Below are 17728 nucleotides of genomic sequence, written 5' to 3'. Positions count from 1 at the left end.
CGCACGATGAATCCAACCACCAAGACAGCGAAATGTCCTTGCAAAGACGATTTGCACGGAAGCGATTTTTCACGGATTATTGCGCCACCATTATCATTTTTCGAAAGTTCTTCGAATGACTGATCTCGACACCATCGATCTTGCGATTCTCAAGGTCCTGCAGGCCAATGCCCGCATTACCAACGCCGAGCTTGCCGAAAAGATCGGGCTGTCGCCTTCGGCCTGTTCGCGCCGGCTCGATATCCTCGAAAGAAGCGGTGTCATCGGCGGCTATCATGCGCGGCTCTCGCACAAGGCGCTCGATTACAAGATGATTGCCATCGTGCATATCTCTCTCTCCGGCCAGTTCGCCAAAACGCTGGCGGAATTCGAAGCCGCTGTGAAGCTTTGCCCGAACGTGCTCGTCTGTTACCTGATGTCGGGCGAATACGACTATATCCTCAGGGTCGCCGCCCGTGACCTCGAAGATTACGAGCGCATCCATCGCGACTGGCTGTCGGCGCTTCCCCATGTGGTCAAGATCAATTCGAGCTTCGCGCTCAGAGAAATCATCGACAGGCCGAATGTGGGACTTTGAGGCCTTGCTTATTTTGCCGAAACGCTGCCCAGACTTTCGGGGCTCGGGCACGTTTCCCCTTTACGGCACATCATGACATCGAAGACCCACGGTTATATTTTTGCCCTGCTGGCGACGACCATCTTCTCTTTGCAGGACGCCATCTCGAAACATCTGGCGTCGACTTACCCGCCGATCTTCGTGACGATGATCCGTTACTGGGCCTTCGCGCTGTTCACGATCGTGCTCGCTTCGAAGATGCGGGGTGGCCTCCAGGCGACGGCCCGCACAAAACGCCCGCTTCTTCAGGTGGTGCGCGGCGTGCTGCTTGCCGTCCAGGTGGTTCTGGCCATCACCTGCTTTGCCGTGATCGGCCTTGCCCGCTCGCAAGCGATCTTTTCCGCGACGCCGATCCTGATCGCGCTGCTGTCGATGCCGATGCTCGGCGAGCGGGTCGGATGGCGACGGTGGACGGCGATCGGCGTCGGGCTTTGCGGGGTGCTGCTGATCCTGAAGCCGGAAGGCGAGCTTTTCGACGTTAAATTGCTTCTCGCCATTCTTTCCTGCTTCAACTTCGCCTTCTACGTCATCGCCACCCGCTTCGTCAGCCGCGACGATTCGTCGATGACCAGCTTCTTCTATACCGGCGTTATCGGCGGCATCACGATGACGCTTGTCGGCCCGTTCTACTGGAGTTGGATGTCGCCGGGCGACTGGGGCTGGATGGCGCTCGTCTGCATGACCAGCATTTCCAGCCACTATTTCCTGATCCGCGCCTACGATGTTCTCGATGCCGCCGCCGTCCAGCCGCTGACCTATCTGTCACTAGTCTACGCCTCGATCATCGGTGTGACGATCTATGACGAGACGCTCAGTCTCAACACGATCATCGGCTCGGTCATCGTCGTTGCCGCCGGCATCTTCACCATCTGGCGCGAACATGTGGTGGGGCGCAGGGCGGCGGCCGCCAACTGAAGTTTCGCTGCAATTTTAGCCAAGCCCCTAAAACCATTTCAATTTTCCGGCGCTATGCTCCCCTCGCGCTTCAAAGGGAGACAGCATGACCAGCAACTTGAAAATCACGGCCCGAAAGGCCGATCGGAAGAATTGCCGAGTCTTCGGCAGTGTCAAATATCTGAACAGCGAAGTGGATGTGCGAATTCTCAACCTGTCGGCGACCGGCGCCGCCCTGGAGACCAAGACGCCGCTCCATGCCGCTTCCGGCAGCAAGGTGCGCATCGAAGTCGAAAACCTTGGACTGCTCGAAGGCATCATCCGCTGGAAGCACAATGGCCGCATCGGAATCCAGTTCGACGTGAATTCGAATGCGCGGGCGCAGATTTCGTCCTATTTCCGCTTTTTCCATAAGGAAATCCGGCCGGTTCTGGCGGCGCGTCAACTAAGAGCCATGACCAACGGCGACCGCCCGCCGCATTCGGCGACATTGACGCTGAAATCGTAGGACCGCATCGCTTTTGCACCGGCAGAGCCATTGACATTGACGTCGTGCGCAATGGCGGCCTTGCGTCTGCGCGAAGCTGGCGCCGAGACCCTCTATCGATGGCGATCAGGCGATGACGACCTCAATCGCGACCCGGCCCCCGGTGGATTTCAGCCAGAGGGCTGTGCGATAAATTGTCTTTTAAAATCATATCGCCTTTTTGCTGGCGATTGTTTTGACGTCCTGTCATTTTCGCGGTGTACTCCTCCAATTCGTCCTAATTCTGACGGGCCGGACGATTGCATGATCCCTATAGGAGAGTTCCATGTCTTCCATTTTTGATGTCGGCGTCATGAGCCGCCGTTCCCTGCTCGGCGGTCTCGCCGCGACTTCCGCCCTGGTGCTGCTGCACCCTTTCAGCGCCCGTGCCAACGCCAACCAGGCGCATCTGCGGCTGATGGAAACGACCGACATTCACGTCAACGTCTTCCCTTATGACTATTACGCCGACAAGCCGAACGACACGATGGGCCTGTCGCGCACCGGAACGATCATCGACAATATCCGCGCAGAGGCCGTCAATTCGCTGCTGATCGACAATGGCGACGTGCTGCAGGGCAATCCGATGGGCGACTACATGGCCTATCAGCACGGCATGAAGGATGGCGACGTCCATCCGGTGATCAAGGCGATGAACACGCTCGGATACACGGTCGGGACGCTCGGCAATCACGAGTTCAATTACGGCCTCGACTTCATGTTCAAGGTCCTGTCCGGCGCGAACTTCCCCTTCGTCTGTGCCAACCTAACCAAGGGCCAGCTCGCCTCGGATCCCAAGCAGGACGATCTCTTCTTCAAACCCTACATCATTGTCGAAAAGCAGATCAAAGACGGCGCCGGCAAGGAGAGCCCTGTCAAGATCGGCTTCATCGGTTTCGTACCGCCGCAGATCATGCTCTGGGACATCAAGAACCTCGATGGCAAGGCGCAGACGCGCGATATCGTCGAGGCCGCCAAGGCGTGGGTTCCCGCCATGAAGGAAGCCGGCGCCGATATCGTCATCGCGCTCTCCCACTCCGGCATCGACGGAGCAGCACCGTCCGAAAAGATGGAAAACGCCTCGCTGCATCTCGCCGCCGTCGACGGGATCGACGCGATCTTCACCGGCCACCAGCATCTCGTCTTCCCCGGGCCGAAGAGCTGGGACGGCATCGCCAATGCCGATCCCGTCAAGGGCACGCTGCACGGCAAGCCGGCCGTGATGGCCGGCTTCTGGGGTTCGCATCTCGGCCTCATCGACCTGCTGCTCGAGAAGGACGGCAACAGCTGGAAGATCGTCGATTTCACCTCGGAAGCGCGGCCGATCTACCATCGCGACGACAAGAAGAAAGTGGTCGCCGACTACGCCGACAAGAAGGACGTGGTCGAAGCCGCCAAGGCCGAGCATGAGGCGACGCTCGCCTATGTCCGCACGCCGGTCGGCAAGACGTCGGCTCCGCTCTATTCCTATTTCGCCCTGGTCGCCGATGATCCTTCCGTGCAGGTCGTCAGCCAGGCCCAGACCTGGTACATCAAGCAAATGCTCGCCGACACCGAGTACAAGGATCTGCCGGTGCTTTCGGCCGCAGCTCCCTTCAAGGCCGGCGGCCGCGGCGGCGCCGACTACTATACCGACGTCCCGGCCGGCGATATCGCCATCAAGAACGTCGCCGACCTCTATCTTTATCCGAACACGGTGCAGGCTGTCGCGATCACTGGCGCCCAGGTGAAAAACTGGCTGGAAATGTCGGCCGGCATGTTCAATCACATCGACGCCGGCGCAAAGGACGCGCCGCTGCTCAACGCCGACTTCCCGTCTTACAATTTCGACGTAATCGATGGCGTTACATATCAGATCGACCTGTCGCAGCCGCCGAAATATGATTCGTCCGGCAAGGCGATCAATCCGGATGCCAACCGTATTCAGAACCTCGCCTTCGATGGCAAGCCGATCGATCCGGCCCAGAAGTTCGTCGTCGTCACCAACAACTACCGCGCCGGCGGCGGCGGCAGTTTCCCGGAGATCGCTGCCGACAAGGTGATCTTCCAGGCGCCGGACACCAACCGCGACGTCATCGTGCGCTACGTCCACGAGCAAGGCACGATCAATCCGTCGGCCGATGCGAACTGGACCTTCAAGCCGCTGCCGGGCACGACGGCGACCTTCGAAAGCGGCCCCAAGGCGAAGCAGTTCCTCGCCGCGGTCAAGAGCGTCAAGATCGAGGAGGCCGGCGACGGGGCCGACGGCTTCTCGAAGTTCAGGCTCGTTCTTTAACCGAAGGCATATCAGAGAAGGCGCGGCTCCGCGCCTTCGTCATTCGGCCGCGAGCGGCGGCGTGGTGTCACGCAGTTCCGCCATCTCGGCATGAAAATCGGCCTGGTTCGGGCAATAGGAAAGCCGTGTGCGGAAGGCGTCGATCATCCAGCTGGCGGCCGGCCCCGGCGGGTTGGCGAGCTGGCGCATCGAATAGATGGCATATTCGCCCTGTTCATAGGCATCCAGGTCGAGATGGATCAGCGCGCCGCCGCGCAGATCGTCATGTATGATGGATGCCGGCAGACCGCCCCAGCCGAGACCGGCCTTAATGAGCTGGTGCTTTGTCGCAATATCGCTGACGCGCCACGTCTTGTAGGACAGAACGTTGAAATCTCGCCCCTTCGTCCGGCCTGACGCGTCGGTGACGACGAGCTGCACTTCCTCGCGCACGTCGCCGAGCGTGAGCGGCCGGCCGATCGCGGCAAGCGGGTGGTCGGGCGCGGCGACCGGCAGCATGAAGGAATGGCCGATCCGTTCCGTGACCATCGAATCGTCCGGCTTGAGCACCGCGCCGCCGATGCCGATCGTCGCTCGGCCGCTCAGAACGAGATCCATGACCATTCCCAGTTCACCGACATTGAGGTTCAACGAAACGGTTGGGTATCTTTCGCGGAATTCGTGCAGCACGTCCACGACGGCCTGCGATGGCACCATGACGCTGATGGCGACGGAAACCTCGGCTTCGAGGCCTTCCCTCAGGCTCTTGACGCGCGCGCGCATGACCTGCAGGTCGCCGAGAATACGGCGCGCATCCTCGAGCATCGCCTTGCCCGCCTCCGTCAGCTTCGGTTGGCGCGCGCCGGAGCGCTCGAAAAGCGGCATTTCAAGCTGGGCCTCCAGATTGGCGATCGTATAGCTGACGACCGACTGCGCACGGTTCAGCGCCCGCGATGCGGCCGAAAAGCTGCCGGTTTCGGCAACGGTCAAGAACACCTGCAACTGATCCAAAGTCGGGTTCGGAAGCATCTTCCATCCATTCCATCGATAATTTCGATCGACATTATCACCGTTTTTTCGATAGCGGGCCAGACTTATTTTCCTACTCGACACCGCGGCTCACCTCCCAGCAACGAGCCGTCACATTCAATTCGAAAGGAAATGCAGCATGTCGTCCATCCTTCTTCTGACGTCCAGCCCGCGCGCCGATTCGCTCTCGACCCCGATCGCCGTCGATCTCGCCGAAAAGCTGAAAAACCAGAAGCCGGGCAGCGTCGTCGTTCGCCGCGACCTCGCAGCCAATCCACTGCCCCATATCGATGACCTTTTCACCGGCGCCATCCGCAAGCCGGCGGAAGACCGTACCGCCGAAGAGGCCGCCGCCGTCAAGACCTCCGACGAACTCGTCGCCGAACTGTTTGCCGCCGACACGATCGTCATCAGCACCGGCCTGATCAACTTCAATATCTACTCGTCGCTGAAGACTTGGATCGACAACGTCGCCCGCGCCGGCGTGACGTTCAAGTACACGGAAAGCGGCCCGGTCGGTCTCGTCACCGGCAAGAAGGTCTATGTCGTTCTCGCCTCGGGTGGCGTCTACTCGCAGGGCCCGGCCGCCCCCCTGAACCATGCCGTGCCCTACCTGAAGTCGGTTCTCGGCTTCCTCGGCATCACCGACATCGAGACGATTTATGTCGAGGGCCTGGCTTTCGGCCCGGAAGCTGCGGAAAAGGCCATCGACGCCGCCAAGTCGCGTGTCGAGGAAATCGCGCTCGCAGCCTGATCGGCTCTTCAATATCCCGCGGAACGGCCGGCCTTTGCCGGCCGTTCGTCATTTGTCGATACCGCCGACAAAATCGCGGACCGTCTCCAGGATTTCCGCCGACAGAGCCTCGTCGGAGGAGATTCTGGCAAGACCAACGCCACCGGCCATCATCGCGAAGGCCATAATGGCCTTGCGCCGTCTTTCCCCTTCATCGGCTCCCGCGGCCTTGCTCGCCAATCCCGCGAAATTGCGCATCAGTCCGTCCGTCGCGATCGCTCGTGCCTTCTCGCCGCTGCGCGATATATCGGAGGTCAGCGCAGCAAAAGGGCAGCCCTCGCCGGGATTGTCGCGGTGACAGGTGCTCAGATAACGTTCGGCGATATCGGCAGCCGTCATCTCCGCCGGCTTGATCCCCTCGGCCTCCAGCTTGCGTCCCCATGAATCGAAAGCCGACTGGATCGCCTCGGCGACGAGATCCTCGCGAGAGGCGAAGTGCTTGTAGAAGCCGCCGACGGTCAGCCCGGCCTCCTTCATCAGGTCGGCAACGCCGATACCGTCGAGCCCCGCTTCACGCAGCCGCCTGGACGCGGTCTCGACGATCTTCTCATGCGTCTTCTGTTTTTCCAGTTGCGAACGCCCCATCGGAAATCTCCCGCCACTGCCTCTTGACTTATCAAGATTACAATCATAATCTTCTTGGATAACGATCATAATCCAGATCGTTGTCATTTCCAAGAGGAGCATGAATCATGCGTCTAAGAAACAAGATTGCTCTGATCACTGGCGGCAATAGCGGCATCGGCCTTGCGACCGCCAAGGCGTTCATCGATGAGGGCGCCAAAGTCGTGATTTCCGGCCGCAATCCGGAAACGCTGGCTGCCGCCGAACAGGCGCTTGGGGCCGACGCAGTAGCCCTGAGGCTCGACGTCACCGATGCCGCCGCCACCGAAAAGGCCGTCGCTGAAGCGGCCGGAACGGTCGGCAAGTTCGACATCGTCTTCGCCAATGCCGGCATCGGCGGGGCGACACCGCTCGGTGACACGTCGCTCGCGCAGTTCAACCAGATCATCAGCACCAATCTCACGGCGGTTTTCTTTACCGTGCAGGCGGCCCTGCCGCATCTCAACGACGGCGCTTCGATCATTCTCAACGGTTCTGTGCACGCCGTGATCGGATCTCCCGGCTGGTCAGCGTATGCTGCGAGCAAGGCGGCGGTGCGCGCGATGACGCGCAATATGGCCTCCGAGCTTGCACCGCGCGGTATCCGCGTCAATCAAGTCACGCCCGGCGGCACGAGGACGCCGATCTGGTCGCCGATGGCACCGACGGAAGACGCGATGTCGGCGCTCGAGGTCCGCCTCGGCGGCATGAGCCCCCTCGGACGCATGAGCGAAGCCGATGAAATCGCCAAGGCGGCGCTCTATCTGGCCTCTGATGACGCGTCCAACGTCACTGGTATTGAGATCATCGTCGACGGTGGCATGACGAGCGCGCCTGCGGGCGCCAAGATCTTCCGGCCCGCATGAGCCGGAGAGTGCACCGGGCAAGTCAGACTGCCCGGCCTCCCTTAAACACCTGCAGCCGACGCAGCGGGTCCTCGGAAAATCGGCCGGCTTAACCGAGTTTCAGCACGCCGGAGCGGCCGACGACGCAGTTGCGGCCGCTCTTCTTTGCCGCGTAAAGCCGGCCGTCGGCAGCCGACAGCACCGTGGTGAAACTGGTGCCGTCCTCGTCGGCGGTCGCAACGCCGATGCTGACGGTTACCGGATTGTCATCCGGCGTCTTGACGCTGGTCGCGATCGTCCAGCGCAGACGCCCGGCAAGCAACAATCCTTCCTCATGGTTCGTGCCCGGACAGACGGCGACGAACTCCTCGCCGCCGAAGCGGAAGATGCGGTCGCTGGAGCGCAGCGTCGTGCCGAGCCGGGCGGCGATAGACTTCAGCACCGCGTCACCCTGGAGATGACCATAACCATCATTGACGTCCTTGAAGTGATCGGCGTCGATAATGAGAACGGTCGCGGATAGCCCCTGCCGCAGGGCCTCGCGCAACATCAGCGGCGCCTCCAGCTCCATGCGTGTGCGGTCATAGACGCCGGTCAGCATGTCGCGGCCGGTGCGCTCCAGAAGATCGTTGTAACGCTCGCGGAATGTCAGATCGCCGAAGACGTCGCTGATGGAGCGCGCGGCGGCGTCAGCGCCGAGGCGGCGGATTCGATATTCATAGATCGCAAACATCGCCCCATAGAGACAGACCGATAACATCTTCGCCTTCCAGCCGCCCCAGAATACGGCGACCGGCACATCGAGAAAATAGTGCAGCGCGGCGAAGAAGCCGATCTGGTCGAAAGTCAGCAGCACGAAACCGGAGATCATGAAACGCAGCACGACGCGCCTGCGGAAGAAATCGCCGAGTTTTTCGTAGAGCAGGATGATGCCGAGCGAATCGACATAGAGCAGCGCCGTGCCCCAGATCATCAGCCAGCCCATCTCCTTCAAGAAATCGACGTCGGGCGTATGGTTTGACGACAGCTGCAGCGGCTGGTGCAGTTGCAGCATCCAGGCGATGCCGACGGTGAGCAAGTTGCCGAGGAATAGGCCGTAGATCGGCTGGCGCACCGTCGCGGCATCCTCCGACAGGTATAGCATCAGGATCATCATCAGCTTGCCGGAGAAGAAGACGGATGAACCCGGCGACACATCCCCGAACGGCAGCGAGACGTAAAAGACCGCGGCCAGATAGGTCTCCAAGAAATGCATGACGCCGAGCGCCGTCAGGAAGACCCCAAGACCGAGCCGATGGCGGAAGTGCAGAAGCGTCACCATCAGCACGAAATAGGCGACGGCTTCGACGACGAAGAGAACGAGGTTTAGCGCCTCCATTACGACACCTCGGCTGCAGGTCGGCGTCGCGCCGACGCGGCGATCGCGGCTGCGGATCCTTTGATCGATCGTCTGAAAAAGTCAAACACGAGGGCGCCCTGCAAATCCTGCAGGCCATAGCTTTCACCGCAATCCTTTAAGATTGCGTGAGCGCGTACTTATATTTGCGATGAACGCTCAAGGCATACGATTGAAAAGCAAGGAAATTCTGTCCGGCGCCCCGAGTCGGAACAGATCGCACCTTCAGACCTGGCGAAGCTTCTCGCCGTCGCCGAAGAGCGACGGGCCATGCTGGTCGATGATCTGCTGCGCCTTGCGCACGGTGCACTCGATCGCGTCGTCAGAGGAAGAGAAAAGATCGGCGCGAATGAAATTGCGCACCAACACCTCGTCGCCGACCTTCTTTTCGATACGGCCGGCCAGACGGTATTGGCTGCCTTCCTTGCGTGGCTCCGCATAGATCGTGCAGTCGCCGTAAAGCTGCGGCTCGCCGGAGGGGCCTGCCACCTCCGAAGCGGCCTTGCCGCCGGAGAACATCGAAAAGAGATTTGAAAGGAACGAAGCCATGATCCGTCTCTAACACGGCGGCATCGCGCTCGCCAAGTCAAATGATCAGACTGGCGAGGATCTCGTTTTCGGTAATATCCTCGTAACCCATGCCCGCGGCTTCGAAATTTGCGATCAGCCGGGGGAAATTCTCCGGCGCCTTGGTTTCGATGCCGATCAGGATCGAGCCGAAATTGCGCGCCGATTTCTTCAGATATTCGAAGCGGGCGATATCGTCGTCGGGGCCGAGCAGATTAAGGAAATCCCTGAGCGCGCCGGGGCGCTGCGCAAGCCTGAGGATGAAGTATTTCTTCAGCCCTGCGTAACGCATGGCTCTTTCCTTTACGTCAGGCAGGCGCTCGAAATCGAAGTTGCCGCCGGAGACGACGGCAACGACGGTCTTGCCGCGGATCGCCTGCGCCTCCATCGCGGCGATCGCCGTCAGCGACAGGGCGCCGGCCGGTTCCAGCACGACGCCCTCGACATTCAGCATTTCCTGGATGGTGACGCAGATGGCGTTCTCGGGCATCAGTTGTACTTGGCTTGCTGAAAAATCGCGCAGAGCGGCGAAATTGAGGTCGCCGATGCGGGCGACGGCGGCGCCGTCGACGAAGTTGTCGACCTTGGCAAGAGTCGTCACCTGGCCCGCCTCGATGCTGCGCCTGAGGCTCGGCGCACCGGCCGGCTCGGCAAAGACAAAGGCCGATTTCGGCACGATGCCTTCGAGATAACCGGTAATGCCGGCGGCAAGCCCGCCGCCGCCGACCGGCAGCACGACCATGTCAGGCACCGTCCCATCAGGCAGCTGCTGCAGGATTTCGGCGGCGACGGTCGCCTGCCCCTCGATGATATCGGCGTGATCGAAGGGCGGCACCATGACGCCGCCGATCGCCTCCACATGGTCACGCGCGGCCTGGTAGCACTGGTCGAAGAAATCGCCGAACAGTCGGATGGTGATGAATTCGGCGCCGAACATGCGGGTCTTGTCGATCTTCTGCTGCGGTGTCGTCACCGGCATGAAGACGACGCCAGGCACGCCGAAATGGCGGCAGACATAGGCGAAGCCCTGGGCGTGATTGCCGGCCGAGGCGCAGACGAAGGTCTTGCCTGATGCACCCTGACCGATCGCCTTGCGGAAGAAATTGAAGGCGCCGCGGATTTTGTACGAGCGCACCGGCGACAGATCCTCACGCTTCAGCCAGATATCGGCGCCATAGCGGGCGGAGAGATGGTCATTCAACTGCAGTGGCGTCGCCGGGAAAAGGCTGCGCATTGCCGCTTCGGCGCTTTCGACTTGAAGTCTTGTCACGGGCGTGGTCCATTCCTAAAGATTAACCGCCGCCGCTATGGCACAGGCCGGCCGGCAAAAGAAAGCCGGCTCCCGCCATTTCCGTTTCGCTGACCGAGCCGCTTATCTCCCGAGGCCGGTTCCGGCCTCGGGAAGCTTTTCTTAAGCCAATCGCAAAATCGACGGCAGATGAACTGATTTTAACTGTCAACGCAAAGGCCTGCCACTTATATGGAGCGATGATGATCGTCAAACTCGCAAGACCGCTCGCCTGGCTGCTGCTCGCCTTGATCCTCTTTGTCACGGTTTCGCCGATCGGGCTGAGACCGCATACGGTCACGAGCGTCGATACGGATCGTGGCGGTGCCTATATTCTCCTCGGTCTCGCCTTCGCGCTCGCCTATCCCAGACAATGGAAACTGGTGGCCGTGCTGCTGATAACGGGGGCGGTCGCCATCGAATATCTGCAATACTTCACGCCGACCCGCCATCCGCGCCTGCATGACGCCGGCGTCAAGGCGATGGGCGCGGCCCTCGGGCTGCTGGCCGGCTGGGTGATCAACAGGTGGCGCGAGACCAGGGCGCCGCACCCCGCTCCGGCCACAGAACGCTGACGATTACAGGGAACAGACCACAGGCAAGCCCGAAAATCCAATTCGGAATCTGTGCGGTTCGGAAGTGATAGAGTGTCCTTAGCGCGTCTTCTCCGACGCGCTAAGGACACTCTAGAAATTGGCCAGTTGCACGGCCCACAAGAACAGAGGGATTGCCGCCATAGCAGTTCCCAGAACAAGCGCAACACCGGCCTTGAAGATCCGGATGCGCCGAACCTTAGTCCCACTCCAATCGTAAACCATCGCCTTACTCCCACAAGACAACACTTACTCAACTGTCGCGGCGCAATGCTTGCACCGAAAATGCAGTTGTCAAGCGATAACTCGCCTCTATGCACAATATACATGCATGTTCAATGGAATTATGAAGGTGATGCGGACGGCGCATCTGCGCCGGGGTGGAACACCTAACGGGCTGATGCGGATGCGAGTAGATCGATTGCAGCTGGTTTGGCCGCCATTATTGCGCGGAGAGGCCGTCGAACCGATACAATTCCCATCCAAATCCGTCCTTCAGTAACAAAGTCGACTTCGGCAGCATTCGAGAAATGGTTTCCTCAGCCAACACGAACTTGGCCGCGCCGATGCGGTCAGCCAATAATTCCTTTTTTTCGGTCACCCGGATGAAATAACGAATGTTGTTGCGCGTGATAAAGGCATCCACATCGCCTTCGGATTCAGGAAATATATAGGGCGGCAACAACCATCCCTTGTCCCGTCCTCCGGTGTAGGCCGCCGCGTACAGAGTGCTACCCGTATCGAATGGTTGGAAAACGGTTCTCAAGTCATTCGCCGCGACATAGCGGTAGATGACATAGCCTTCGCGCTGGGCGCCGAGAAAATCATCCAGCCCCTGCCGGCCAACCAGGACATCCATCACCCCCTGCTCCATCCAGGAATAGGGCTGGCCACTGGGGCGGTAGACGAATTTAACGGCAGGAAGGCAGAAAACCAAGAGAGCGACGGCCGCCACTCCAAACGCAAACAAATAGCCGCTGACAGCCCTATATCCTGCCAGAAGACGTGCAGACATATCGAACACAAACCCGCCTAGCTGAGCGGTTTTGCTCAGGGCAATTTTCTCCGCAATCAGGCTCGCGCCGATATAAGCAGTCGAAAAATAAAGCAAATAAGCCGGAGTCGCCCATCGGATATGGTTGAACATGACAACATACCAGATGATGAACATCGCGGCAGTCGTTGCAATAAGCATGAATATCCGTCTCGGCGACGCGATGAGGCCGCCGATGATGAGCATGAGTGCGACGATCGCATAGAGCCTGCGATCCAGAAACCAATCACGCATGATGAAGAAAAAGTCGTGCCAGCCCTGGCGGGTTGTCAGATTGGTGACAAAAAACCGGTTTGCTGGATCGAAAGCGCGTCCGAGCTCGAGGGTATAGTCGGCCATCCATTGATCCGAAAGCCCCGGATGTCCGAACATGAAAGGGTAGATGGGGTTGCCGAGCACGATGAGATTTTTAGCGTACCAGTAGCCGGCTACAGACAAAAAGGCGACAACGCATGTCAGGAAGAGCGGCAATGGCAGCTTTCCGCGGTAGATCGAAGGCAACAGCGCCAGGCCGATCAACCCAACCATTTGAAGTTCGGTGTATTTACCGCCGACGGCCCCGCCCAGGACGAGAGCACAGGAGACAAGCTCCGAAGGCCGTGAGGTCTCGAGGTACCGCCAAAGATAAAGGACGGCGGCAACCGAAAAACACGATCTTGGAAGGTCCGTGAGAGGAACCGCAGCCCCCGGTGTAAAGAAGGGCTGGAAGGCAACCAGGAAGCAGACCAGCAATGATCCGGCCGCCCGCCAGCGCTGCGCGCAGCTTGCAAGCAACAGCAGGAATCCGAGGAAAATCGCCGCGTTGAGCAGACCCGCCGCGAGCCAATGATCGATGAACAGCAATGTGCAAGCGAAAAGCACATTGAAGAAAAGGGGTATGTTTCCGTAGAAATTACTGTCCACCTGCGGCGTCACAAACCCGTCGTGGGAAACGATGCTTTGTGCGAGCGGAATTTGAAAAGCCCAAACGTCGGCTGATGCCGCGGGGAAAAGAGCGGTAACTGATATGACGCAGGCCAAACCGATAAATGCGATGGCCGCCAGGAGAGGAAACGGATCGCCCTTGCCGGTCGCCCGCACGCCCGCCACCACCAAACCGCGCAAATCGGCGAGAATACCCAGCAGGTCATTTCGGCGCCAGATCACGAGAAGGGCGGCGATTGGCAGCACGACCTCCACGCGCAACAGATGTATCGCCCCCAGAACGGTTGCCAAACCACCGACGAGCGCAATTCCAGGCAAGATGCCGCTTAAGAGCAGGTCCGTGCCGTCACGAATAGGTGGATTGAGGCCGCGGTTCAACTGAAGCGCAAGGGCGCGATGAAAGATCAGGCCGAACAGCAAAATCAGTGCAACGACAAGCCAGGCGGCAAGGAGGGTCATGGCCTGACGCTCCTCCCACCTGATGCAGCGCCCCCGTTCGCCGGCAGCATAGATGCGAACGCACGAACCGTTTGACCGGCAACGAATCTGTGGACGGCGGACATCTGCCAGAACATAGCGAAATACTCAAAATTGTGGGAGGTCTGCACGTCGATCCAATAGCTTTGTCATCTTGAAAATCGCGATAGCTTGTAAACCAACTGGCTGCAACCCGAGAACCGCTCTGAATTATGTCGCAATCGACACGCTCCTCATTGCAAGCGGCGCGATTGACGATCGGGAGAGCCCTCGCCCTCAGCCTATTCTATCGGCATTGGTGGCCGCTGCGGGAATCGAACCCGCACGGGCGTAGCCCGAGGCATTTTAAGTGCCTTCCGTCTACCAATTTCGGCAAGCGGCCTGCTTTTGATTCATGTATGCACGCGACTCAATGGATGCCACGCGCAATCGCCTATATCAGGCTTCCTATCGCACGAACAAGGCAAGCTTCCCAAGAACCCGTCCTTCGCGATGGCGCCTGCCAAGCAGAAACGGCGCGGCAAGTCTGTGGCTGCCGCGCCTCTGCCATTTCGGCATCGAGATCAAGCGAGCATGCCAGCACCCCGCAACATGGGCGCCCTGATATTTCGCGTCTTCCAGCTCGATTTCGAAGACCGGCGCGAGCCGTCGCCGCTGGTGATGTGGAGGCGCGGTAAGGCGACCCCGCTCTTGACTGCTTCGGTGCCTATCTTGCCTTGGAGGGCCCAGGGAAGACAAACCGAATCTTGCCGGCGAACCAAAGGCCCAGAAATTGCACATCTGCGAGGCGACCGTGCCGCTCACACTTTTCCGCATCCTGCTCGAGTGTTTGCAAAGCGGCTGAAGGGCGCTACCTATTGACCAGCCTCACATCACGGAACACCCCATGAGCCATGACACCGTCGTCACCGCCGCCATGCTCGCCATCGGCGACGAACTGCTTTCCGGCCGTACCAAGGACAGGAATATCGGCCACCTCGCCGAGCTCCTCACCCTTTCCGGCATCGATCTCAAGGAGGTGCGCATCGTCGCCGACGATGAGGAGGCGATCGTCGAGGCGCTGAACGCGCTTCGCGCCCGCTATGACTATGTCTTCACCTCGGGTGGCATCGGGCCGACACATGACGACATCACCGCCGATGCGATCGCCAAGGCGTTCGACCTGCCCTGCGAGCATGACGAGGAGGCCATGACGCTGCTGGCCGAGATGTATCGCCGCCGCGAGATGGAATTCACCGAGGCGCGCCAGCGCATGGCGCGCATGCCGCGCGGGGCGGCCCATATCGCCAATCCGGTTTCGACCGCGCCCGGCTTCATCATCGGCAATGTCTATGTCATGGCTGGCGTGCCGCAGGTTTTTGAGGCGATGGTCGACAATGTGCTGCCGACGCTTCGAACCGGCACGCCGGTGCTGTCGCTCGCTATCGCCTGCCCTTACGGCGAAGGCGATATCGGCACGCCGCTTGCCGCGATTCAGAAAGCCCATCCGGACACCAGCATCGGTTCCTACCCGCGCTATATCGGCCAGAAATTCTCGACCGAGATCGTCGTGCGCGGCCGCGCGCAAGCGGCGATCGATGCGGCCGGCGCCGAGGTGCATGCGATGATCGACGCCATCCGCCGGAAAAAGGAGGTCACTGAGAACCATTCCGCCGAGGCTTGAGGACAGTACGGGAACTGGCCATCCTTGATATCTGTCAAGGAACGGGAGAGGAGACCGGTGCACTCCTTGCCTCGCGCCCGCCATTTCAGCGCAAGGAGAATTTATATGTCTTACAAAACCATTCTCGCCATTCTCGATACGAGAGACAATAGCGCCGCCGTTGCCGATTTCGCCTTTGCCATTGCCGCCGAGAGCGGCGCTCATGTGATCGGACTGCACGCCGAAATCATCTCCGCCGTGCCGCTGGTGGCGCCGATGGAAATTCCTGATCCCGTCGCGGTGCAGGCGCTGCAGGACATGGCGCATGGCGAAACGACCGCCATCGAGGCCATATTCCGCGCCAAGGCGCACGCCGCCGGCGCCTCCTCCGAATGGCGCAGCTTCGCCACATCGACCGGCTACGGCTCGGCGCCGCTGATCGACAGCGCGCGCAGCGCAGATCTCTTGATCGCTTCGCAGGCCGACCCGGCCAACCCGTCCGACAGCCATGTCGATCTCGACAGTTTCCTCTTTGAAACCGGCCGGCCGGTGCTGATGATCCCCTATATCATCCGCCAGCCGAAGCCGATCAAACGCGTGCTGATCGCCTGGAACGGCTCGAAGGAGGCGGCGCGCGCAACCTTCGACGCGCTGCCGTTCCTGAAGGCGGCCGAGGCGGTGGAGATATTTTCGGTCGATCCGGCCGAGACGGCGCCGCATTCATCGATGATCCCTGGCGCCGAGATCGCCGCGGGACTTGCCCGCCACGGTGTGAAGACGACGTTTTCGACGGCCCGAAGCGTGGACAGAAACACCTCGCATGTCATCGAAAACCGGCTTTCGGACGACAGTATTGACCTCCTGGTCATGGGCGCGCATACGCATTCATGGCTGTGGCAGATGATCTTCGGCGGCACGACGAAGAGCTTGCTGCAATCGATGACGGCGCTGACGCTGTTGTCGCGATGACCCGCCTGCCGCAAGGATCGGCGCTCTTGCGTTTTGCCGGCAAATCCCGCTAATTGCGGCGACCGATGAGGGCTTCGAGCCTCGGCCGATCTCGCGCAGTTCCGGCTTGCGCGATTTCTTGTTTTGCCGATCGCCACTGCAAGCCCGTCCGGTCGCCGGCAAACGGCGTGTCATCTCTATCATGCCGCGGAGCAGCCCGATGTCCCTTCCCGATAAAGCCTTTCCCGTTTCCTGGGATCAGTTCCACCGCGATGCGCGCGCCCTTGCCTGGCGGCTTGCCGGCCTCGACCAGACGTTCAAGGCGATCGTCTGCATCACCCGCGGCGGGCTTGTTCCGGCCGCGATCATCTCGCGCGAATTGAATATCCGCCTGATCGAAACCGTCTGCATCGCCTCCTATCATGATTATGTGAACCAGGGCGACATGGTGCTGCTCAAGGGAATTGCGTCAGAGCTTGCGGAAAACGGCGGCGAAGGCGTGCTCGTCGTCGACGATCTGACCGATACCGGCAAGACCGCCGCACAGGTGCGCACGATGTTGCCGAAGGCCCATTTCGCCTGCGTCTATGCCAAGCCGAAGGGCGTGCCGACCGTCGACACCTTCATCACCGAGGTGAGCCAGGATACATGGATCTACTTCCCCTGGGACATGGGCTTCACCTATCAGGAGCCGATCGCGAAGGGCGCGCGCTAATAGCTCCAACTGAAGTGCGCCGCCCCTCGTCGGCGCACTTTGACAGCGCTGATTTCGCCTGCGAATCGCCATGCGCAATTGCGCCGGAAAAGCCATCATAAGATTTGCCGCGGGACGCTTTTTTGCCGCTGCGGCATTTTCCCGAGCCGGCGGCGCCTGCAAGTCATTGTATTTTCAGCGCTCCCCGGCTTTCCCCAATCTCCACAGGCGCATCCACAAGATGTTGTGGTTACCATTCAATTAGAAACCAACCCTTGACGGAATCAGCAGTTTCAAACTTTACTGCTTCTGATGTTGCGGCGGCGACAGGACCGGAGGTACGAGCCCGGTTCCCTTTGAAAGACAAGACGCAGAATCAGGGCATTGCGCCGGAACCGGTTCAGGCCCGACGGGATTTATGCGCTGTTTTCAGCCTCCAAAAAAAGTGACGTCGGGACTGGCGATAATAAGCTGTTAATACTATATTTAGCGTTTGCAGCCACCATCACCACAAGATACAGGAAGGACATCTCCGGATGACACCCCTGTGACAATACGGAAACGAGACTGGCTGCACGATGACAA

The 17728-nt window shown here is 60.0% G+C and carries 16 protein-coding genes and 1 tRNA gene; 10 read left to right on the top strand and 7 right to left on the bottom strand.

The features are described 5' to 3' along the window. Positions 1 to 115 precede the first annotated feature (115 nt). The 4 genes from A7X77_RS13755 (at position 116) to A7X77_RS13740 (ending at position 4311) form a co-directional block, all read left to right on the top strand. Complete coding sequence (locus A7X77_RS13755) at positions 116 to 577, top strand: Lrp/AsnC family transcriptional regulator (protein ID WP_004672173.1); 462 nt, start codon at positions 116 to 118, stop codon at positions 575 to 577. A gap of 72 nt (positions 578 to 649) precedes the next feature. Further along, on the top strand, positions 650 to 1531 hold the full coding sequence (locus A7X77_RS13750) for a DMT family transporter (RefSeq protein WP_064683464.1): 882 nt from the start codon (positions 650 to 652) through the stop codon (positions 1529 to 1531). Positions 1532 to 1616: 85 nt separating this feature from the next. Then, positions 1617 to 2018, top strand: coding sequence for a PilZ domain-containing protein (locus tag A7X77_RS13745; RefSeq protein WP_064683463.1), 402 nt, complete (start codon positions 1617 to 1619; stop codon positions 2016 to 2018). Between the two features lie 304 nt (positions 2019 to 2322). Then, complete coding sequence (locus A7X77_RS13740; protein ID WP_064683462.1) at positions 2323 to 4311, top strand: bifunctional 2',3'-cyclic-nucleotide 2'-phosphodiesterase/3'-nucleotidase; 1989 nt, start codon at positions 2323 to 2325, stop codon at positions 4309 to 4311. A 39-nt stretch (positions 4312 to 4350) separates the two neighbouring features. On the opposite strand, the gene A7X77_RS13735 is transcribed toward A7X77_RS13740, so the two are convergent. After that, positions 4351 to 5319 (bottom strand): LysR family transcriptional regulator, encoded by a 969-nt coding sequence (locus tag A7X77_RS13735; RefSeq protein WP_064683461.1) that lies wholly within the window; start codon positions 5317 to 5319, stop codon positions 4351 to 4353. Positions 5320 to 5458: 139 nt separating this feature from the next. Between A7X77_RS13735 and A7X77_RS13730 the strand changes: the two genes are divergently transcribed. Beyond that, positions 5459 to 6073, top strand: a complete 615-nt coding sequence (locus A7X77_RS13730; protein WP_064683460.1) for an FMN-dependent NADH-azoreductase — start codon at positions 5459 to 5461, stop codon at positions 6071 to 6073. A 48-nt stretch (positions 6074 to 6121) separates the two neighbouring features. Here the strand turns inward: A7X77_RS13730 and A7X77_RS13725 are convergent, their stop codons facing one another. After that, positions 6122 to 6697 (bottom strand): TetR/AcrR family transcriptional regulator, encoded by a 576-nt coding sequence (locus A7X77_RS13725; protein WP_064683459.1) that lies wholly within the window; start codon positions 6695 to 6697, stop codon positions 6122 to 6124. A 107-nt stretch (positions 6698 to 6804) separates the two neighbouring features. On the opposite strand from A7X77_RS13725, the gene A7X77_RS13720 reads away from it, so the two are divergent. Next, positions 6805 to 7581, top strand: a complete 777-nt coding sequence (locus A7X77_RS13720; protein ID WP_064683458.1) for an SDR family NAD(P)-dependent oxidoreductase — start codon at positions 6805 to 6807, stop codon at positions 7579 to 7581. A gap of 88 nt (positions 7582 to 7669) precedes the next feature. Here the strand turns inward: A7X77_RS13720 and A7X77_RS13715 are convergent, their stop codons facing one another. The 3 genes from A7X77_RS13715 to ilvA form a co-directional block, all read right to left on the bottom strand. Beyond that, complete coding sequence (locus A7X77_RS13715) at positions 7670 to 8938, bottom strand: GGDEF domain-containing protein (protein WP_064683457.1); 1269 nt, start codon at positions 8936 to 8938, stop codon at positions 7670 to 7672. 243 nt (positions 8939 to 9181) lie between these two features. Next, positions 9182 to 9505 (bottom strand): HlyU family transcriptional regulator, encoded by a 324-nt coding sequence (locus A7X77_RS13710; RefSeq protein WP_064683456.1) that lies wholly within the window; start codon positions 9503 to 9505, stop codon positions 9182 to 9184. Between the two features lie 37 nt (positions 9506 to 9542). Continuing rightward, complete coding sequence (gene ilvA, locus A7X77_RS13705) at positions 9543 to 10793, bottom strand: threonine ammonia-lyase (protein WP_064683455.1); 1251 nt, start codon at positions 10791 to 10793, stop codon at positions 9543 to 9545. 218 nt (positions 10794 to 11011) lie between these two features. Between ilvA and A7X77_RS13700 the strand changes: the two genes are divergently transcribed. After that, positions 11012 to 11386 (top strand): VanZ family protein, encoded by a 375-nt coding sequence (locus A7X77_RS13700; RefSeq protein ID WP_064683454.1) that lies wholly within the window; start codon positions 11012 to 11014, stop codon positions 11384 to 11386. Positions 11387 to 11846: 460 nt separating this feature from the next. Here the strand turns inward: A7X77_RS13700 and A7X77_RS13695 are convergent, their stop codons facing one another. Both A7X77_RS13695 and A7X77_RS13690 read right to left on the bottom strand, forming a co-directional pair. After that, positions 11847 to 13841: a hypothetical protein gene (locus A7X77_RS13695; protein ID WP_064683453.1), complete on the bottom strand. Its 1995-nt coding sequence runs from the start codon at positions 13839 to 13841 to the stop codon at positions 11847 to 11849. A gap of 314 nt (positions 13842 to 14155) precedes the next feature. Further along, positions 14156 to 14241 (bottom strand) — tRNA-Leu (locus A7X77_RS13690). A gap of 504 nt (positions 14242 to 14745) precedes the next feature. On the opposite strand from A7X77_RS13690, the gene A7X77_RS13685 reads away from it, so the two are divergent. The 3 genes from A7X77_RS13685 to gpt all read left to right on the top strand — a co-directional run bounded on the left by A7X77_RS13685 (position 14746) and on the right by gpt (position 17164). Next, positions 14746 to 15522, top strand: a complete 777-nt coding sequence (locus tag A7X77_RS13685; protein WP_064683452.1) for a competence/damage-inducible protein A — start codon at positions 14746 to 14748, stop codon at positions 15520 to 15522. A 105-nt stretch (positions 15523 to 15627) separates the two neighbouring features. Continuing rightward, positions 15628 to 16470 (top strand): universal stress protein, encoded by an 843-nt coding sequence (locus tag A7X77_RS13680; protein WP_064683451.1) that lies wholly within the window; start codon positions 15628 to 15630, stop codon positions 16468 to 16470. 199 nt (positions 16471 to 16669) lie between these two features. Beyond that, entirely contained in the window at positions 16670 to 17164 is a 495-nt protein-coding gene (gpt, locus tag A7X77_RS13675; RefSeq protein WP_038688405.1) for a xanthine phosphoribosyltransferase, read from the top strand. The last annotated feature ends 564 nt before the right edge of the window (positions 17165 to 17728 follow it).

The organism is Rhizobium bangladeshense (genome assembly GCF_001662075.1).
Lineage (GTDB): Bacteria > Pseudomonadota > Alphaproteobacteria > Rhizobiales > Rhizobiaceae > Rhizobium > Rhizobium bangladeshense_B.
Note: the sequence above shows the minus strand (reverse complement) of the source record. Positions and strands in the feature narration are given on the sequence as shown.